The sequence below is a fragment of the Chthonobacter rhizosphaerae genome (assembly GCF_013839525.1).
GTDB lineage: Bacteria > Pseudomonadota > Alphaproteobacteria > Rhizobiales > Pleomorphomonadaceae > Chthonobacter > Chthonobacter rhizosphaerae.
Genome location: NZ_JACDIS010000003.1, coordinates 103,809 through 121,420, shown reverse-complemented (window position 1 = coordinate 121,420; position 17,612 = coordinate 103,809). Strand labels below are relative to the sequence as shown.

The following is a 17,612-nucleotide window of genomic DNA, read 5'->3' as shown; positions in this document are numbered from 1 at the left end:
CGTCAGCCAGAATGGCCGAGGTCGTCACCCGCATCGAGGCTTTGCCGATCTGGACCGGACCGGTCGGGATCGCGCCGCTGTCGGGCGGGCTGTCGAACGCCAACTTCACGGTCACGGACGGCGATTGCCGGTTCGTCGTCCGCCTCGGAGAGGACCTTCCCTTCCACCACGTCTTCCGCGACCGGGAGGCGGCCGTGTCCCGGGCGGCGCACGCGGCCGGCGTGTCGCCCGCGCTCGTCCATGCCGAACCGGGCGCGATGGTGTTCCAACACATCGCCGCGCGCACCTTCGACGCCGACGCGGTGCGCGCCGACCTGGCCCGGATCGTGGCGCTCCTCAAGGCGGCCCACGGCTCCGTCGGCCGGCACGTGGCCGGGCCGGCGCCCTTCTTCTCGGTCTTCCACGTGATCCGGGACTACGCCCGCCAGTTGCGCGCCGCCCGCCACCGGGAGGCCGACCGCCTGGACGGCTGGCTCGCGACCGCCGACCGCCTGGAGGCCGAGCAGGTGCCGCTCCCGATCGTGTTCGGCCACCACGACCTTCTGCCGGCGAACATCCTCGACGACGGGTCCCGGCTGTGGCTGGTGGACTGGGAGTATGGCGGCTATGGCACGCCGCTGTTCGACCTCGCCAACCTCGCCGGCAACGCGGGCTTCCGCCCGGACGAGGAGGCGGCGCTCCTTTCGGACTACTTCGGCGCGACGCCGGAGCCCGGCCTGGCGCGCGCCTTCTCGGCCATGAAGGCGGCCTCGCTCCTGCGCGAGGCGCTCTGGAGCATGATCTCCGAGCTTCATCTCACCACGCCCGGCGTGGACTTCGTGGCCTATGCGGACGAGAACCTCGCCCGCTTCGCCCAAGCCCTCGCCGCCCACGACGCGAGCCGAGCATGACGACACCCGCGCTTCCCTCCCACGCCGAGGTGATCGTCATCGGCGGCGGCATCGTGGGCTGTTCGACGGCCTACCACCTCGCCCGCGACCACAAGGCCGACGTGCTGCTCCTGGAGCGCGGCGCGCTCACCAACGGCAGCACGTGGCACGCGGCCGGCCTCGTCGGGCAGCTGCGCACGTCGGCCTCGATCACGCGGCTGCTGAAGCAGTCGGTGGAGATCTACGCCACCCTGGAGGCCGAGACGGGCCTCGCCACCGGCTGGAAGCAGAACGGCGGCCTGCGGCTCGCCGCCAACGCGGACCGGTGGATCGAGATCAAGCGGCAGGCGACCACGGCGCGCAGCTTCGGCCTCGACATGCACCTCCTGACGCCGAAGGAGGCGCAGGACCTCTGGCCGCTGATGGACGTCTCCGACCTCGTCGGCGCCGCCTTCCTGCCGACCGACGGCCAGGCGAGCCCGTCCGACATCACCCAGTCCCTCGCCAAGGGCGCCCGCCAGCACGGCGCCCGGATCCGCGAGGGCGTCGCGGTGATCGGGTTCGAGGTGGCGGACGGCCGCGTCCGGGCCGTGCTCACCAGCGAGGGGCGGATCGGCTGCGACAAGGTGGTGATCGCCGCCGGCATGTGGTCGAAGGAGGTCGGCCGACTCGCCGGCGTCTGCGTGCCGCTGCAGCCGGTGCAGCACCAGTATGTGCTGACCGAGGCGATCCTGGGCGTCGGCCCGACCCTGCCGACCCTGCGCGACCCGGACCGGCTGATCTACTTCAAGGAGGAAGTCGGCGGCCTCTCGTTCGGCGGCTACGAGCCGAACCCGATCGCCTGGGCGGACGACGGCATTCCGCCGAACTTCGAGTTCCGCCTCCTCGACGAGAACTGGGACCATTTCGAGCCCCACATGGTCCAGGCCATGGAGCGGGTGCCGGCGCTCCAGTCGGCCGGCATCAAGCAGATGATCAACGGGCCGGAGAGCTTCACGCCCGACGGCAACTTCATCCTTGGCGAGGCGCCGGAGGTGAAGGGCGTCTTCGTCGGCTGCGGCTTCAACGCGTTCGGCATCGCGTCCGGCGGCGGGGCCGGCTGGGCGCTCGCCGCCTGGGTGATGAACGGCCATCCGCCCATGGACCTCTGGGTGGTGGACATCCGCCGGTTCGGCGGCGTCCACGCGGACGACAGCTATACCCGCGAGCGGACGCTGGAGGCCTACGGCAAGCACTATTCGATCGCCTGGCCGCACGACGAGTACAAGAGCGCCCGCCCGCGCCTCGTCTCGCCGCTCTACGACCGGCTGACGGCGGCCGGCGCGGTGTTCGGCTCCAAGCTCGGCTGGGAGCGGCCCAACTGGTTCGCGCCCGCCGGGACGGAACCGGCGGACGCGCCGTCCCAGGGGCGCGCCAACTGGTTCGACGCGGTGGGCGAGGAACACCGGACCTGCCGCGAGGCGGCCGTGGTGTTCGACCAGACCTCGTTCGCCAAGTTCGAGGTGCGCGGCCCCGGGGCGGCCGAGCGGCTGGAGTGGATCGCCGCCAATCGGGTCGCCCGCGAGGTCGGCCGGCTCGCCTACACCCAGCTCCTCAACGACCGGGGCGGCATCGAGGCGGACCTCACCATCGCGCGGATCGAGGACGACCGCTTCTACGTGGTCACCGGCACCGGCTTCCGCACCCACGACGGCGCCTGGATCCGCGAGCACCTGTCCGGCGCCGACGCCGTCCTCGAGGACGTGACCGAGGCGTTCGGCACCCTGTCCCTGATGGGGCCGCGGGCGCGCGACATCCTCGCCGCGCTGACGGCGGCGGACGTCTCCGACGCGGCCTTCCCGTTCGGCGCGGCGAGGGTGATCGACGTCGCCGGCGTCCCGGTGCTGGCGCTCCGGGTGACCTACGTGGGCGAGCTCGGCTGGGAACTGCACGTGCCGATCGCCTCGCTCGGCGCCGTCTACGACGCGCTCCAGGAGGCGGGCGCCCCGCACGGCCTGAAGCCGGCCGGCTACCGGGCCATCGAGAGCCTGCGCCTGGAGAAGGGCTACCGGGCGTGGGGCGCCGACATCACGGCCGGCGACAGCCCGTTCGAGGCGGGGCTCGGCTGGGCGGTGAAGCTGAAGTCGGGCATCGACTTCCTCGGCCGTCGCGCGTCCGAGGCGATCGCGGCGGCGCCGCTCGGCAAGCGGCTCGTCGGCTTCCGGGTCGATGATCCGGACGTCACCCTGGTCGGGCGAGAGACGATCCTGCGGGATGGGGTTCCGGTCGGCTACCTGACGAGCGGCGGCTGGGGCTATACGGCGGGTGCGGCGCTCGGCTACGGCTATGTGCGGGACCCTGGCGGCGTCACGGATCGGTTGCTTCGAACCGGTACGTGGGAGCTGGAGATCGCCACGCGCGTCCATCCGGCGACGCTTTCGACCGAGCCGTTCGTCGATCCGGCGAACCGCCGCGTGAAGGCGTAAACCAACTTTGATTCAAAGGGAGACGCACCCCCGAACGCAAACCGGACAGACGGGTTCTTCTGTGCGAGCGCACGGCGCGGCAGCGTCGAACGAGGGCCGGTTGCGGCCTTCGCGCTTCGTCGGACGACCAGAGGATGACCTTCACGACCGAACACCGACTTTCATGACGAAAACGTTCTTGTTTCGATTTTAAGTATCCCTTTTCAATGTGCTGCGTGGCGGGGTTCACCCGCGGGCGGGGAGGTCGTTAACGCGGCCTCCCCGTTCTGATTCAGCATACTTCGTCCGCGACAAAGTTTCCGGCCAAAGAACCTCAATCGAAAGCGGAACCGGGCGCGGAGGGTCCGAGTTGATCTTGCATCCGATACGACGGGAGTAAGATCATATGCGTGGACTTGGCCTCATTGTCGCCCTGATACTTGTCGTTGCTGTCGCGGTTGGCCTCTACACGATGGTCGACGTGGACCAGACCCAGGAGGCGCAGCTGCCGGACGTGAGCGTGGAGGGCGGCCAGGCGCCGGAGTTCGACGTCAAGACCGGCTCGGTCGACGTCGAGACGGAGACGCGCGAAGTCGAGGTTCCGACCGTCAAGGTCAACCCGCCGGCCGAGTAATCCGGCCCTCGGCGCACGAAAGAGTTATCGGCGGCGCGTCGGAACTTCGCTTCCGGCGCGCCGTTGCCTTGTCGGCGGACGGGGGCTGACCCATTCCATGAGGACACGACCATGGCGATCCAGTCGCTTCAGGACCTCTACCTGCACACCCTCAAGGACATCTATTTCGCCGAGAACGCGATCCTCAAGGCGCTGCCGGCGATGATCGAGAAGTCGTCCGCCCAGGACGTGAAGCAGCTGCTGACCATGCACCTCGACGAGACCCGCGGCCAGGTCCAGCACCTGGAGGCCGTGTTCAAGATGCTCGGCGAACAGGCCTCCGGCGAGGAATGCCCGGCCATCGAGGGCATCATCGAGGAAGCCGAGGATCTGATGGGCGAGATCCAGGACCCGGACACCCGTGACGCCGCCATCGTGGCCGCGGCCCAGGCCGTGGAGCATTACGAGATCACCCGCTACGGCACGCTGGTGTCGTGGAGCCAGATCCTCGGCCACCGCGACGCGATCCAGCACCTGACCGCCATCCTCGACCAGGAGAAGGCGGCGGACAAGAAGCTGACCGCCATCGCCGAGGCGAAGGTCAACCAGAAGGCCGCCTGACGCGCGCCCTTGCGCGGCGCCCTGAAGAGCGGGGCGCCCCTCATCCGACCGGCCAGCGCGCCGGCGTGGCTCCGCAAGCCGCGCCGGCGTCGTCGCGTCCGGCGCCGGCGTCACGATCCGCGCGGGAACGGCCGGCTGAGGAAGCGCGACCCCCTCAGGCCGAAGCGCCACGGCGCGTCGACGCCCTTGGTGATGCCGATGCGCGGACCCGTCACGAGGTCCTGCTCCCCATCCGAGTCCGGCAGCCTGAGGTCGAACGGCGGCTCCACGATGGAGAGGCCGTCGTGGGCGCGGGTGATGCCGAGCGCCTGGCAGAGCCGGCCCGGCCCGGACGCGAGGAGCCGCGGATCCGACACGCGCCGCCGCTCCGCCATCCGGTCGAGGCCGGTCGTCGGCTCGATCGCCCGGATCAGCACCGCCGCCCCGTGGCCGACCGGCCCGCAGGTGACGTTGAGGCACCAGTGGATGCCGTAGGACCGGTAGACATAGGCCCGCCCGGCCGGTCCGAACATGGCGGCGTTGCGGGGCGTCGGACCGGAGAAACTGTGGGAGGCCGGGTCCTCCCGGTCGTAGGCCTCGGTCTCGACGACGACGCCCCCCACGCCGTCCACCGTCAGGACGGCCCCGACAAGGCGGCGGGCGGCCGCCACCACGTCGCCTTCGAAGGCCGAAAGCGCCTCCGGCACCGGTCGATCCATTCGTAACCCTTTCAGGACAAGCCTCTAAAACGAACCCCGCCGGGCACCTATATGAGGCTCGTGCGTTGGACCAGAAACAGGAAACGGCCCAAGGATATGTGGATGTCTCGTCTTCACCGCTCCCGCCAATGGCTCGCCATGCTGGCCATCGGACTGGCGGTCAGCCTCGTGACGGTTGATTTCGCCGAGGCCCGGCGCGGCGGCAGCTTCGGCAGCCGTGGCGCGCGCACCTTCTCCACGCCGGCTCCGACGCCGACAATGCCGCGGCAGACCGCCCCCGTGGAGCGGTCCATGACGCCGGCGCCGCAGGCGAACCAGCCGACCGCGGCCACGCGCCAGCCCGGCGCCACCCAGTCGCGCCCCGGCGGCCTGTTCGGCGGCTTCGGTCGCGGCATCCTCGGCGGCCTCCTGTTCGGCGGCCTGCTCGGCATGCTGTTCGGCGGCGGCTTCGGCGGTCTCGCCGGCATCCTCGGCCTCATCGTCCAGGTGGCGCTGATCGCGCTCGTGGTGATGCTGGTGATGCGCTTCTTCCGCGGCCGCTCGTCGTCCCAGCCGGGCCTTGCCGGCGCTGGCGCGCCCTATGGCCGGACCGGGCCGGACGTCTCCCGCCCCGGCATGACCGGCGCGACCGTCTCCAACTACGACCGGCACGACCGGTCGGGCGCGCGCCGGATGTTCGACATCAAGCGCCCGGTCGGCGGCGGCTCCGTGCCCCCGGTGGGCGCCGCCCCCAAGGGCCCGAGCGACGAGATCGGCATCCGCCAGACCGACCTCGACACGTTCGAGCGCCTGCTGACGGAGGTGCAGACCGCCTACGGCCGCGAGGACTTCGCGGCGCTCAGGGCCGTCACGACGCCGGAGGTGATGTCCTACCTGGCCGAGGAACTCGGCGAGAACGGCGCCAAGGGCGTCAAGAACGAGGTGAGCGACGTCCGCCTCCTCCAGGGCGACCTGTCGGAGGCCTGGCGCGAGGGCGACACCGAATACGCCACCGTCGCCATGCGCTACGAGAGCCGCGACGTGACCCGCGACCGGGCGACCGGCCGAATCGTGGAGGGCGACGCGGACCACCCGACCGAGGCCACCGAACTGTGGACGTTCGTGCGGCCCCGCGGCGGCGCCTGGAAGCTCTCCGCCATCCAGACCTGAGGCGGAGCGGCGCCTTCGCCGGTCTCATTTCTTCTGAGACCGGCTTCAGAAATTCCGACGGCCGGCCCTTCCCGGGGCCGGCCGTTTCCGTTCAAGTCCCTCGCAGATAAAGATATTCCGGCGGCCGCTCCCGATCGCCGGCGGGACCGCCCGGCCGGTCCGTGCGCATCCCCCGCGACCATCCGTCGATCCGCCGCAAGACGGACTTTGGTATCATCGGCACGGTGAACAGGACGCGTCCCCCCGGGTCAGAAGAGGGCGACCGTCCGCCTGCCGAAAGGTCTTGGGGATGACGTCCGCTTTTGCTCTGCCGGTCGAGAAGACCGTTCCGTCCGCCCGGGTCGAGGACCTGAAGGACGATTTCACCGAGGTGTTCGAACTCCTGTTCGGCCTTCTCGTCGACGTCATCCGCACCCGCCAGCCGGCCCTCACGGGCATCCTCTTCAAGGACAACGGCGCCGCCTCAATCCCGGAGGAGCTGCGCGTCCCGGCCCTGCAGATGACCGGCATCTGGTTCCAGCTCCTCTCCATCGCCGAGGAGAACGTGGCGATGCGGGCCCGGCGCAAGCTGGAGAGCACGGGCGGTCCGGACAACGTGGCCGGCTCCTTCTCCAACGTGATCGCCGAGGTGGCCGCCATGGGCGTCACCGCCGAGGACGTGCGGGCGGCGCTGGTGGAGACGGAGGTCTGCCCCACGATCACCGCCCACCCCACCGAGGCCAAGCGCGTCACCGTGCTGGAGATCCACCGGCGCATCTACCGCGGCCTCGTGGACCTGGAGTCCACCCGCTGGACCCCGCGCGAGCGCGAGGTGCTGATGCGCAATCTCCGCGCCGAGATCGACCTTCTCTGGATGACCGGCGAGCTGCGCCTGGAGAAGCCCACCGTCGAGCAGGAGATCGCCTGGGGCCTCCACTTCTTCCAGGAGAACCTCTACGCCCAGACCCCGCTGGTGGTGGAACACCTGGCCGCCGCGCTCCGCCGCCACTATCCGGAGGAGCCGATCACCGTCCAGCCGGTCTTGAAGTTCTCCACCTGGATCGGCGGCGACCGGGACGGCAACCCCTTCGTCACCGCCTCGGTCACCCGCACGGCGCTCGACGAATACCGACGCGCGGCGATCGAGCACCTGCTGAAGCGGGTGGAGGGGCTGGCCCGCACCCTGTCCATCAGCGCCAACACCATCCCGGTGCCGGAGGAGTTCAACCGGGTGCTCGCCGACGTGCTCGCCGCCACCGGCCGGGGCGACGAGATCGTGGCCCGCAATCCGGGCGAGATCTTCCGCCACTTCTTCACCGCCGTCCGCGACCGCCTGATCGCCACCGGCTTCCCCGGCCGCAACGCCGCGAGGCCCTATGCGTCGGCGTCGGAGCTGACGCGTCATATCCTCGCCGCCGAGCGGGCGCTGACCGCCATGAACGCGGCCGACCTCGCGCTTCTGCGCGTGCGGCCGCTGCGCTGGGAATGCGAGATCTTCGGCTTCCGCACCGCCGCCCTCGACGTGCGCCAGAACTCCACCGTGGTGAACCGCACGGTCCAGGCCGTGTGGCAGCGTCTCCACCCGTCCGAGCCGGTGCCGGAGCCGAACACGCCCGCGTGGCTCGCCAGGATCACCAGCGAGCTCGCCAAGCCGACCGAGCGCCTGCCGGCCTTCGCCGACCTGCCGGCGGACGAGGCGGAGATGCTGGCCGTGCTCGACGTGATCCGCGACACCCGCCAGGGGCCGGACCCGAAGGCGATCGGAGCCGTCATCCTCTCCATGACCACGTCCACCGCCGACGTGCTCGCCTTCTACCTGCTGGCCAAGTACCAGGGCCTCATCCCGGACGAGGACGGGCCGGATCCGTCGCCCTTCACGGTTGTGCCGCTGTTCGAGACCATCGAGGACCTGCAGCGGGCCGAGGGCATCGTGGCCGAGCTGTTCGAGCAGCCGGTGGTGCGCCGGGCCCTTCGCGCCCGCGACCACATCCAGGAGATCATGCTCGGCTACTCGGACAGCAACAAGGACGGCGGCTTCCTGTGCTCGTCCTGGGAGCTCGTGAAGGCCCAGAAGCGCCTCGTGGAGATCGGCCGCAAGAAGGGCGTGAAGATCTCCTTCTTCCACGGCCGCGGCGGCTCCGTCAGCCGGGGCGGCGCGCCCACCGGCCGCGCCATCGCGGCCCAGCCGGCCGGCACCGTGAACGGCCGACTGCGCATCACCGAGCAGGGCGAGGTGGTGTCGTCCAAGTTCGCCAACCGCGGCACCACCTTCTACCAGCTGGAACTGCTGGCCGCCTCGGTGATCGCCCACACGCTGAAGTCCACCCGCGAGCCGCAGCTTCGGCCGAACGCCGAGCAGGACGAGACCACCGAGGCGCTCGCCGGCCTGTCGCTCGCCAGCTATCGCAAGCTGATCGAGCAGCCGGGCCTCATCGACTATTTCAACGCCGCCGCCCCGGTGGAGGAGCTGGCGCTCCTGAAGCTCGGCTCCCGCCCGGCGCGCCGGTTCGGCGCCAAGGCGCTCGGCGATCTGCGCGCCATCCCGTGGGTGTTCGCCTGGAGCCAGAACCGGCACCTCATCACCGGCTGGTACGGCATCGGCACGGCGGTGGAGAGCTACCTGAAGATCCGCGGCGACGAGGGCCTCGTGCTCCTGCGCAAGATGTTCGCCGAGAACCGTTTCTTCCGCCTGATGCTCGACGAGGTGGAGAAGACGCTCCTCCTCGCCGACATGGACATCGCCGCCGACTACGCCGCCCTGGTGCCCGACCGGGAGGTGCGCGAGCGCATCCTCGGCATGGTGCAGGCCGAATACGCCCGCACCCTCGGGGCGGTGCGCCTCATCACCGAATCCGACCACATCGCCCGCCGCTTCCCGGCCCTCCACCGCCGCACCGAGCACGTCCGCCCGCTCATCGGCCGCACCAACCGCTGGCAGGTGGATCTCCTCGCCGAGTTCCGCCGCGAGGAGCGCACGCCCGAGGAAAAGCAGAAGATCCTCGCGCCGCTCCTTCTCAGCATGAACTGCATCGCGGGCGGCCTGGGCTGGACCGGCTGACGCCCGAGCCCGACGCCCGCGCGCGCCGTCAGGACACGGCGCGCGCCGGGCGGATCCGGTCGAGCGCCGCCTGCCCGGCGAGGACGGCGACGCCGGACCCTGCGACCGCGAACCCGATCCCCAGGCGTCCGCCGAGGAGGTCCATCAGCGCGCCGATCAGCACCGGTCCGATCGCCGAGCCCACAGTCGCCCCGACGGCGATGGCCGCGATGCCGCGTGCGAGGCCGCCGGGCGGCGGGTTCGCCGCCACCGAGATGGTGGCGACCGTGTAGAAGGTGCCGCTGAGGACGCCCGAGGCGAACAGCAGAGCCAGCGTCAGCGCCGGACCCGGATCGACGGCGACCGCCAGCCCCGTGATGATGACACCCATGGCGCCCACCGACGCGAGCCCGTGCACGCCGCCACGCCGGTCGATCAGCATGCCGAGGGGGATCTGGAAGAGGGTGCCGCCGAGGCTGTAGAAGCTCGCCGCGAGAAGCGGCGCGACGCCGAGAAGCTCCGCCTCGGTGAAGGCGGCCGGGATGAACGCGAAGGCGCCATGGTCCACCCCGCCGCCCACCGCCGACAGGAGAACGGCGGTCCGCAGCGTCGATCCCGTGGGGTCGACCACCGGCACCCGCCCGTCGATCGTGTCCACCCGCCCGCTGCCGCTGCGGCGGTCGAGCACGCCGGCGACCAGGGCCACCGGGCTGACCGCCACCAGGATGGCCGCGCAGACCACGAAGGGCGTGGCGCCGGACGTGCCGGTCAGGATCAGGATCAGCGGACCGGAGCTCGTGGCGAAACCGATCAGCGTCTCCTGCAGGCCGATGACGCGGCCCCTGAGGTGCGCTGGCGTCGCGGCCAGCAGCCACGCCTCGCCGATCACCCAGCGCACCGCCATGCTCACCCCCATGAGGGCGCTGACGAGAAGCCAGGCGATCGGGGACGGCGATACCAAGTAGAGCAGGAAGCCGGCAGCCCCGGCCAGCGAGGCGACCGCCAGGGTCATCCCCGGCCCGTAGCGCGCCGGCAGCCGGGCCACCAAAGTCGCCACCAGCGCGATGGTGACAAAGGGCGCGGCGACCACCACGCCCGCCATGGTCGCCTGCACCCCGCGCTCGTCGAGCGCCACCACCATCAGCGGGCCCAGCGCGCCGCCCTGGACGGCCGCGCCGAGAATGGTCGCCAGGATGATGGCGATCAGGGGCAGGAGAACCGTCGGCTGCGCCATCAGAGGAATTCCGGCACGCCCGGCGTGGTGACGAAGCCGGGCAGCGCCCGGATCCGCCGTGTCCAGGCGCGGAGTTTCGGCGAGCGCTCCAGCGCCTCGCCGAAATCGACGCCGAGCGCCACGGACGGGAAGCACGCGATGTCGGCCACCGTGGGCGTCGGGCCGGCGAGGAAGCCGTGGCCGTCCACCGCCTGCCGGGCCAGGTGGTCGTCGAGCGCCCGGAACGCCTCCCGCGCCGCGCCCGCCGCGTCGGTCATGCCGGTGGCGAGCCCTGCCATCGCGTGGAGGCGGGCCGTGTCCGCCGCCGGCAGCCGGCGCGCCGCGAAGGCGAGCCAGTCGAGCGTGCGCGCGAAGGCGGCGCCCTCGCGCGGCAGCCAGGCGCCCGAGGGATCGCGGGTGGCGGCGAGGTGGCCGAGAATGGCGACCGTGTCGCCGATCACGAGCGGACCCTCCACCCACACCGGCACCGTGCCGCGCGGGTTCAGCGCCCGGAAGGCCGCGCCCTCCGTCTCGCCGCCGGGGTGCACGTCCACCAGCGCCTTGTGGTAGGCGACGCCGAGGAGGCTCGCCATCAGCCGCACCGCGTAGCAGCCGGCGGAGAGTTCCCAGTCGTGAAGCACCGGGAGGGCGCTGCCGTCCGGTCTCATGCGGCGTCCCGCCGGTCGATGCCGAAACGCAGACCCTTCTCCTTCAGCCAGCGCCGGTAGGCGATCGACGACATGTCTGCGCGGGTCGGCGTCTCGGCCCGGGGCGACAGCGGCAGGAGGCGCGGGCGCTGGTTCTCCAGGATGAAGCGGTCCTGCAGGAACACGGTCTGCTGGAAGTGCACGATGGCCGTGTGCGAGCTGACCGCGTCCACCACGTGCACGAAGGCGTGGGCGACGGACACGTCCTCCTCCTCCGGCTGGATGAAGAGGCCGATCACGTCCTGCCGGCCGGCGTCGCTCGGGCAGGTCTTGTAGAGGAGCACGTTGAACGGGCTCGCCACGCGGTAGATGTAGTCGCTCATCTGGCCGCCGTCCGCATGGGCGGCGGCCTGGGGCTGCCAGAAGCGGCAGTTGGTGGCCCAGACCTCGTCCACGTCGCGGCGGATCTCGCAGTCGTAGGGCTCCACCGCCGGCTTGTCCTCCGCGCCCAGGATGTCCGTGTGGACGAACGGGAAGTGGGCCATGTCGAGGAAGTTCTCCACCAGCCTCAGCCCCGACGCCCGCACCCGCACGGCCCCGCACGGGGCCAGCCGGCGGTCGGCCTCGGCGAACTCCTCAATGGCGAACAGCGGCCGCTTCGGCGCGCCGAGCGTGGTCCAGAGGTGGCCGTAGGCGGTCTGCACCGGCAGCGCGCGGCCGGACGCCGCCTCGGTGACGCGCACGTCGTCGGCGGTCCGCTCTAGCGTCAGGTCGGCGCCGAGCAGACGCCGCGTCACCGGCCGGCCGGCCTGCACGTCGCCCGGCAGGCCCACCACGTACCAGTCGTCGAGCGCCACGGGGTCGGTTGTCCGGCTCATTGGGTCTCCGCGTCTCGGGCCGTCATGGCGAGATTGGGTGTGGTCGAAGCCTCGGCGGCCTCCACGGAGTGCCGTAGCCCCATCGCCCAGTCGGCGGCGGCCAGGAGCGCCGCCCGGTCGGCCGGGCCGTCGGCGAGCACGTGGACCATGGTCCGCCCCGCCTCCGCCCCGTGCAGCGCCACGACGAGCGCCAGCCCGCCCGGCGCTTCGATCCGCGCGACCGGCCCGTCGAACCGCGCGCCGGCGGCCGCGAGGGCGGCCCGCACCCGGTCGGCCGGCGCGGCCACGTCCAGGCTGCGGACCGGCGTCGCGTCGCCCATCTCCGGCGGCCCGCCGGCCGGCGTCTCGGCCGACCCGCTGGTGAACACAAGCCCGCCCGCCTCGGCGACGGCGAACGCCTTCGCGCACAGCGTCTTCGGCGGGGTGAGGTCCGGATGGGCGGGAATCGTGGTGCAGCCGGCGTCGAGGCCAAAGCGCCAGCCGTGGTAGAGGCACGCCAGGGCGTCGCCGCGCACGAAGCCGAACGAGAGGCGCATGCCCCGGTGCGGGCACCGGTCCTCCCACACGCGCGCCTCGCCGCTCGCTCCCCGCCAGACCACCAGTTCGCGGCCGTCGAGGATCACCGGCACCGGCGTTCCGGGCGGAACGTCCGCCGACAGCGCCACGGCGGTCCAGGTCGCCGGCCCGGCCGGTTCGCTCCCTGCGCTCACGCGGCCCGCTCCCGTGTCCGGTCGGTCGCCGGCCGCGCCGCGCCATCGGGCGCGAGCACGCGGAAGCCGCGGCCGGCGTCGGCCCGGTCGGCCGGTCCGGTCGCCACGTCGTCGACCACGCAGTCCACCGGGCCGAGCAGACAGGCCACCTCCAGCATGTCGATCAGCGCGGGAGGGCCGGCCACCACCACCGTCGCGCTGTCGTCGCTCCCCGCGGCCGCCCAGCCATCCAGGCTGAAACGGCCGGCGCGGTCCGCCACGAACTCCAGGAAATTCGGTCCGAGCCCCCGCCCGGAAAACCTCAGGCGCACGCAGTCCGCCGACATGGGTTCGTCCCGGCGGACACAGTCCGCCCCGCTCGCGCCCCGGCGAGCGTGGTCCGCCCCGCTCTCGCCCCGGCGAGCGCAGTCCACCGTCCCGCTCTCCGAACTCTGGCGGACACGCCCCGCCGTCTCGCCCGCCATGCCCGCATGCTCCATCATCCGGCCGTCATGGGAGCCGACCGGGCCGCACCGGTCAAGCACGTCCTTGCGGCAGCGGCTGCCCGCGGATCGGTCACTCGCTGGCGAGGATCATGTTGCGCACGATCGGGTAGATCTGCCCCTCCCAGCGCCGCCCGCTGAACACGCCGTAGTGGCCGACGCCCGCCTGCATGTGGTGGCGTTTGCGATAGGGCCGGATGCCCGTGCAGAGGTCGTGGGCGGCGGCCGTCTGGCCGAGGGCGCAGATGTCGTCGCGCTCGCCCTCCACGGTGAGGAGCGCCGTCCGCCGGATGCGCGACGGGTCCACCCGCTCGCCGCGGTAGGTGAGCTCGCCCTTCGGCAGCAGGCTGTCCTGGAACACGATCCGGATCGTCTCCAGGTAGAATTCCGCCGTGAGATCCAGGACGGCGAAATACTCGTCGTAGAAGGTCTTGATGGTCTCGGCCTTCTCGGTCTCGCCCTTCAGGATGTGCCCGTAGAGGTCGTTGTGCGCTTTGGCGTGGCGCTCCGGGTTCATGGCCATGAAGGCGGAGAGCTGCACGAAGCCCGGATAGACGCGCCGTCCGGCGCCCGCGTGCCGCGCCGGCACCGTGGCGATCAGCGTCTCCTCGAACCAGTCCATCGGCTTCGACAGCGCGAGCCGGTTGACCGCCGTCGGGTTCACGCGCGTGTCCACCGGACCCGCCATCAGCGTCATGGAGCGCGGCTGGGCCGGATTGTCTGTTGCAGCCATCACGGCGGTCGCCGCCAGCACCTGCACGCACGGCTGGCAGACGGCGAGCACGTGGGCGCCGGGGCCGATCGTCTCCAGGAAGCGGATCACGTGCTCCACATAATCGTCGAACCCGAAACTCCCCTCGGCGAGCGGCACGTCGCGGGCGTTGTGCCAGTCGGTGATGTAGACGTCGTGGTCGGCGAGAAGGGTGTGCACCGTGTTGCGCAGGAGCGTCGCGAAATGGCCGGAGAGCGGCGCCACCACCAGCACCTTCGGCTGCGGCACGTCCACGTCCTTGGCGAAGCGCAGCAGGGTGCCGAAGGGAGTCCGCGCCGCCACCTCCTCGGTCACCGGAACCTCCCGGTTGCCGACCCTCACCGTGTCGATCCGGTAGGACGGCCGGTCGTGGGTGATGCCCAGGCGGGCGAGCATCGCCTGCGCGGCCATCACGTGGCCGAGCGGCGGCCGCGGGTTCATGGCCGCGAAGGGCGCGAGCAGCGCCGAGGTGAGCCGCGCCGTCGCCTTCACCATGTCGCCGAGGTCGGCGTGAGCCTGGTAGCGCCGATAGAGCATGCCGTCGACCGTCCCCCCGCCATGGCCGCCCGCCCGTATCGCGCGGCATCGGTCATGATCACGCTGGAAGGCTAGTGCAATCCGTCCCGCGCTGCGAGATAATTTCGACAATGCGCGAACGGCGGAGGGTCTCGGGGGGCGAGCGCCCGTTCGGCGGCGGAGGCGACAGGATGGCGGCCGTTCTCACCATTTCCAGCAAGACCTATTCGTCCTGGTCGCTCCGGGGCTGGCTGTTGTGTCGCATGGCGGGCCTCGCCGTCCGCGAGGAGATGCAGGCCCACGACGACCCGGGCACCCGGGCGGAGCTGCTGCTCCTGTCGCCGTCCTTCCTGGTGCCCTGCCTCACCCACGGCCGGGTGAAGGTGTGGGACACGCTCGCCATCGCGGAATACCTGGCCGAGATCGCCCCCGAGGCGGGCCTGCTGCCGGCCGATCAGGCGGCGCGCGCCCATTGCCGGGCGGTGTCGGGCGAGATGCACTCCGGGTTCCAGAACCTGCGCTCGGCGCTGCCCATGAACCTGAAGGCCCGCTACCCGGGCTTCCGGATCTGGGCCGGCGCCCGGCCGGACATCGAGCGCGTCACCGCCATCTGGCGCGACTGCCTCGCCCGCCACGGCGGCCCGTGGCTGTTCGGCGCCTCGCCCACCCTGGCCGACGCCATGTTCGCCCCGGTCGCCACCCGCTTCCACACCTACGACGTCGCCCTCGACGATCCGTGCGCCGCCTACCGCGACACCGTCCTCGCCTGGTCGCACATGAAGGACTGGACCGCCGCCGCCATGGCGGAGGAGGACGAGATCGACGAACTGGACGTGGAGTTCTGAACGGGCGTCACTCGCCCCGTTCGGCCGGGCTCATGCGCCCGCGCACGGCGGTGAACTGCATGCGCTCGAACGCCAGCACCACCACGATCGAGATGGCGAACGGGATCAGCAGGTACATGAGGCGGAAGACCAGCAGCGCCGCCAGCACGTCCGCCTCGTTCATCTCCTTCAGGCCGGTCAGGAACAGGAGTTCCAGAACGCCGAGGCCGCCCGGCGCATGGCTGAGGAGGGCGACGCAGAAGGACGCCACGAAGATGCCGAGCACGACGAAATAGCCCGGGTTCCCGGCCTCCGGCAGCACGAAGTAGATGATCATCGCCGCCCCGATGATCTCGATCGGCGCCACGATCAGCTGCCAGCCCACGATCTCCGGCCGCGGGTACTGGATGGTCACGCCCCAGCGGTGCACCGGCCTCAGGCGCTTGACGCTGCCCCACACGTAGAGGGCGATCAGCACCACGATCAGGAAGCCGGCGCCGCGGGCGAGCCCGAGCGGCGCGTCCTCGAAGAAGCGCGTGATCACCTCCGGCTCGGTGAGGAGCAGGATGGCGATCAGCACCGCCGCCCCGATCGCGAACGTCATGGAGCAGAGCGCGACCAGGAGGCCCACCTCGCCGCCGGTCAGCCCGCGCGAGGTGTAGGCCCGGTAGCGCACCACGGCGCCCGAAAGCACCGAGGCGCCGATGTTGTGGGAGAGCGCATAGGTGGTGAAGGACGTGAGCGCCACGAAACGCCACGGCAGGCGGCGTCCCAGGTGCCGGAGCGCGATCTGGTCGTAGCAGGCGAGCGCCGCGTAGGCGATCACCGCCCCGAGGGCGGACAGGGCCCACTGGTGGGGCCGGATGGCCAGGATGCTGTCGATCAGGTCGTCGAGCGAAAGGGTGCGGACCTCCTTGTAGAGCAACCAGCCGGAAAACACGGCTGCCGCGATCCCGATCAGAGGCCACACATAGTCTTTCGCCTTCAACACCCGTCCTCCGCCGCCCGGTGGTCCGCGAACCGGGGTCCTCCTCCCTCTTTATGCCGGTTTTGTGTCAGCGTCTCGTGTCTTGTCCGATCCTGTCGACCGGCCACGAGGCGGATGCCCCTCACCCCCGACGAAGGTCTGAGAAGGGCGAAGACGCGCGGACCCTGGCCTGTCTCCTGACGGCCGGGCCCTTGGTGTCAGAGGCTCGCGGCGAGAGCCCCGTACTGCTTCATGGTGGGGGTGCGGGCGTCCTGGCGCGAATTGGCCGGAAGGGCCGCGGACGCCTCCAGGTGGAGGAGTTCGGCGAGCCGGGCACGGGCCCGGTTGACGCGCGACTTCACCGTGCCGACCGCGACGCCGCAGATCTCCGCCGCTTCCTCGTAGGAGACGCCCATGGCGCCGACGAGGAGGATGGCCTGCCGCTGGTCCGGCTGCAGCGACGCCAGCGCCACCGCGATCTCGCTGCCGTAGACCGACCATTCCTGCTCGGCCGGGGCCGAGCCGGTGTCCACCACGCCGTCCGGCGAGATGGTCACCTCGCGGCCCCACTTGCGGAAGCCGCTGTAGAAGGTGTTGCGCATGATGGTGAAGAGCCACTGGCGCAAGGCCGTGCCCGGCGTGAACTTGTCCAGATTGCCGTATGCCTTCAGCAAGGTCTCCTGAACCAGATCGTCGGCATCGGAAGAATTCTGAGTCAAAGATCTGGCGAAAGCCCGCAAAGGCGGCACGAGCTTCAGGATATCGGACTTGAGCCCGTCGTTGTTCGACATGAGACTGACATCCGCAATCTGAATGAATGATGACCAGTCAACGCCTCAGCTTCAGGTCCGTTCCCGTTAGCGTGAATTTTCCTTGATCTCCGGATGTGCAATCATGCACACTACTGTGTTCGTCCGGAGGCAGGATTCGCGCTTTCCGATCGGTCTCCCGCGGGCCGGCTCCGCTCGAGGCGACGCGCACACGCATGGCAAGCGTGGCCATATCAGTGAAACACACGGCCGAGGTCGAGGTTCCCCGCTGCGACGCGCAAGCGTCCGGTGAGGCCGGTCCGGTGCTCGCGAAAAACAGGAAACCGGCTGCGCAACCTTTCAAGCCTCCGTCCGTTCACCGACCGAAACCGGCGCCGGGCCGCGGCCCTCGACCGGCACCCGGCGAAAGTCGGTGGCGGCGCCAGGTCGGCCGGGGCATGAAGG

General features: G+C 71.1%; 16 protein-coding genes. 7 read left to right on the top strand and 9 right to left on the bottom strand.

Going from position 1 to position 17,612, the window contains the following annotated elements:
• Nucleotides 1-11 precede the first annotated feature (11 nt).
• From HND91_RS06800 to HND91_RS06785, 4 genes are all read left to right on the top strand, one after another.
• Entirely contained in the window at nt 12-890 is an 879-nt protein-coding gene (locus HND91_RS06800; protein ID WP_181705799.1) for a phosphotransferase family protein, read from the top strand.
• Nucleotides 887-3,334: a GcvT family protein gene (locus HND91_RS06795; RefSeq protein WP_181705798.1), complete on the top strand. Its 2,448-nt coding sequence runs from the start codon at nt 887-889 to the stop codon at nt 3,332-3,334. The genes HND91_RS06800 and HND91_RS06795 overlap by 4 nt, the downstream gene beginning before the upstream one ends.
• 385 nt (nt 3,335-3,719) lie before the next feature.
• Nucleotides 3,720-3,947: a hypothetical protein gene (locus HND91_RS06790; RefSeq protein WP_181705797.1), complete on the top strand. Its 228-nt coding sequence runs from the start codon at nt 3,720-3,722 to the stop codon at nt 3,945-3,947.
• Nucleotides 3,948-4,058: 111 nt separating this feature from the next.
• Nucleotides 4,059-4,547 carry a YciE/YciF ferroxidase family protein gene (locus HND91_RS06785; RefSeq protein ID WP_181705796.1) on the top strand — a complete coding sequence of 163 codons (489 nt, stop codon included), beginning with the start codon at nt 4,059-4,061 and terminating at the stop codon, nt 4,545-4,547.
• Nucleotides 4,548-4,657: 110 nt separating this feature from the next.
• Here the strand turns inward: HND91_RS06785 and HND91_RS06780 are convergent, their stop codons facing one another.
• Nucleotides 4,658-5,245, bottom strand: a complete 588-nt coding sequence (locus tag HND91_RS06780) for a DNA-3-methyladenine glycosylase (protein ID WP_181705795.1) — start codon at nt 5,243-5,245, stop codon at nt 4,658-4,660.
• Between the two features lie 102 nt (nt 5,246-5,347).
• Here HND91_RS06780 and HND91_RS06775 point away from each other — a divergent pair, with 102 nt between their 5' ends.
• Together HND91_RS06775 and HND91_RS06770 are read left to right on the top strand one after the other, a co-directional pair.
• Nucleotides 5,348-6,394, top strand: a complete 1,047-nt coding sequence (locus HND91_RS06775) for a Tim44 domain-containing protein (RefSeq protein WP_181705794.1) — start codon at nt 5,348-5,350, stop codon at nt 6,392-6,394.
• Between the two features lie 289 nt (nt 6,395-6,683).
• A complete protein-coding gene (locus HND91_RS06770) occupies nt 6,684-9,431 on the top strand; it encodes a phosphoenolpyruvate carboxylase (protein ID WP_181705793.1) in 2,748 nt (915 codons plus the stop codon).
• Nucleotides 9,432-9,459: 28 nt separating this feature from the next.
• Here HND91_RS06770 and HND91_RS06765 read toward each other — a convergent pair whose 3' ends face one another.
• The 6 genes from HND91_RS06765 to HND91_RS06740 all read right to left on the bottom strand — a co-directional run bounded on the left by HND91_RS06765 (nt 9,460) and on the right by HND91_RS06740 (nt 14,628).
• The gene (locus HND91_RS06765; protein ID WP_181705792.1) at nt 9,460-10,644 is read right to left on the bottom strand and encodes an MFS transporter; all 1,185 of its coding nucleotides are present in this window, start codon (nt 10,642-10,644) and stop codon (nt 9,460-9,462) included.
• On the bottom strand, nt 10,644-11,291 hold the full coding sequence (locus HND91_RS06760) for a glutathione S-transferase family protein (protein WP_181705791.1): 648 nt from the start codon (nt 11,289-11,291) through the stop codon (nt 10,644-10,646). The genes HND91_RS06765 and HND91_RS06760 overlap by 1 nt, the downstream gene beginning before the upstream one ends.
• Nucleotides 11,288-12,148, bottom strand: coding sequence for an aromatic ring-hydroxylating oxygenase subunit alpha (locus tag HND91_RS06755; protein ID WP_181705790.1), 861 nt, complete (start codon nt 12,146-12,148; stop codon nt 11,288-11,290). Before HND91_RS06755 ends, HND91_RS06760 begins: the two co-directional genes overlap by 4 nt.
• A complete protein-coding gene (locus HND91_RS06750) occupies nt 12,145-12,858 on the bottom strand; it encodes a Rieske 2Fe-2S domain-containing protein (RefSeq protein WP_181705789.1) in 714 nt (237 codons plus the stop codon). Before HND91_RS06750 ends, HND91_RS06755 begins: the two co-directional genes overlap by 4 nt.
• Nucleotides 12,855-13,340: an acylphosphatase gene (locus tag HND91_RS06745; RefSeq protein ID WP_181705788.1), complete on the bottom strand. Its 486-nt coding sequence runs from the start codon at nt 13,338-13,340 to the stop codon at nt 12,855-12,857. The genes HND91_RS06750 and HND91_RS06745 overlap by 4 nt, the downstream gene beginning before the upstream one ends.
• A 73-nt stretch (nt 13,341-13,413) precedes the next feature.
• A complete protein-coding gene (locus tag HND91_RS06740; protein WP_181705787.1) occupies nt 13,414-14,628 on the bottom strand; it encodes a polyhydroxyalkanoate depolymerase in 1,215 nt (404 codons plus the stop codon).
• Nucleotides 14,629-14,798: 170 nt separating this feature from the next.
• Here HND91_RS06740 and HND91_RS06735 point away from each other — a divergent pair, with 170 nt between their 5' ends.
• On the top strand, nt 14,799-15,452 hold the full coding sequence (locus HND91_RS06735) for a glutathione S-transferase family protein (RefSeq protein WP_181705786.1): 654 nt from the start codon (nt 14,799-14,801) through the stop codon (nt 15,450-15,452).
• Between the two features lie 7 nt (nt 15,453-15,459).
• On the opposite strand, the gene HND91_RS06730 is transcribed toward HND91_RS06735, so the two are convergent.
• Both HND91_RS06730 and HND91_RS06725 read right to left on the bottom strand, forming a co-directional pair.
• Nucleotides 15,460-16,419 (bottom strand): lysylphosphatidylglycerol synthase transmembrane domain-containing protein, encoded by a 960-nt coding sequence (locus HND91_RS06730; protein ID WP_181706068.1) that lies wholly within the window; start codon nt 16,417-16,419, stop codon nt 15,460-15,462.
• Between the two features lie 197 nt (nt 16,420-16,616).
• Nucleotides 16,617-17,189: a sigma-70 family RNA polymerase sigma factor gene (locus HND91_RS06725; protein ID WP_181705785.1), complete on the bottom strand. Its 573-nt coding sequence runs from the start codon at nt 17,187-17,189 to the stop codon at nt 16,617-16,619.
• Nucleotides 17,190-17,612: the final 423 nt, after the last annotated feature.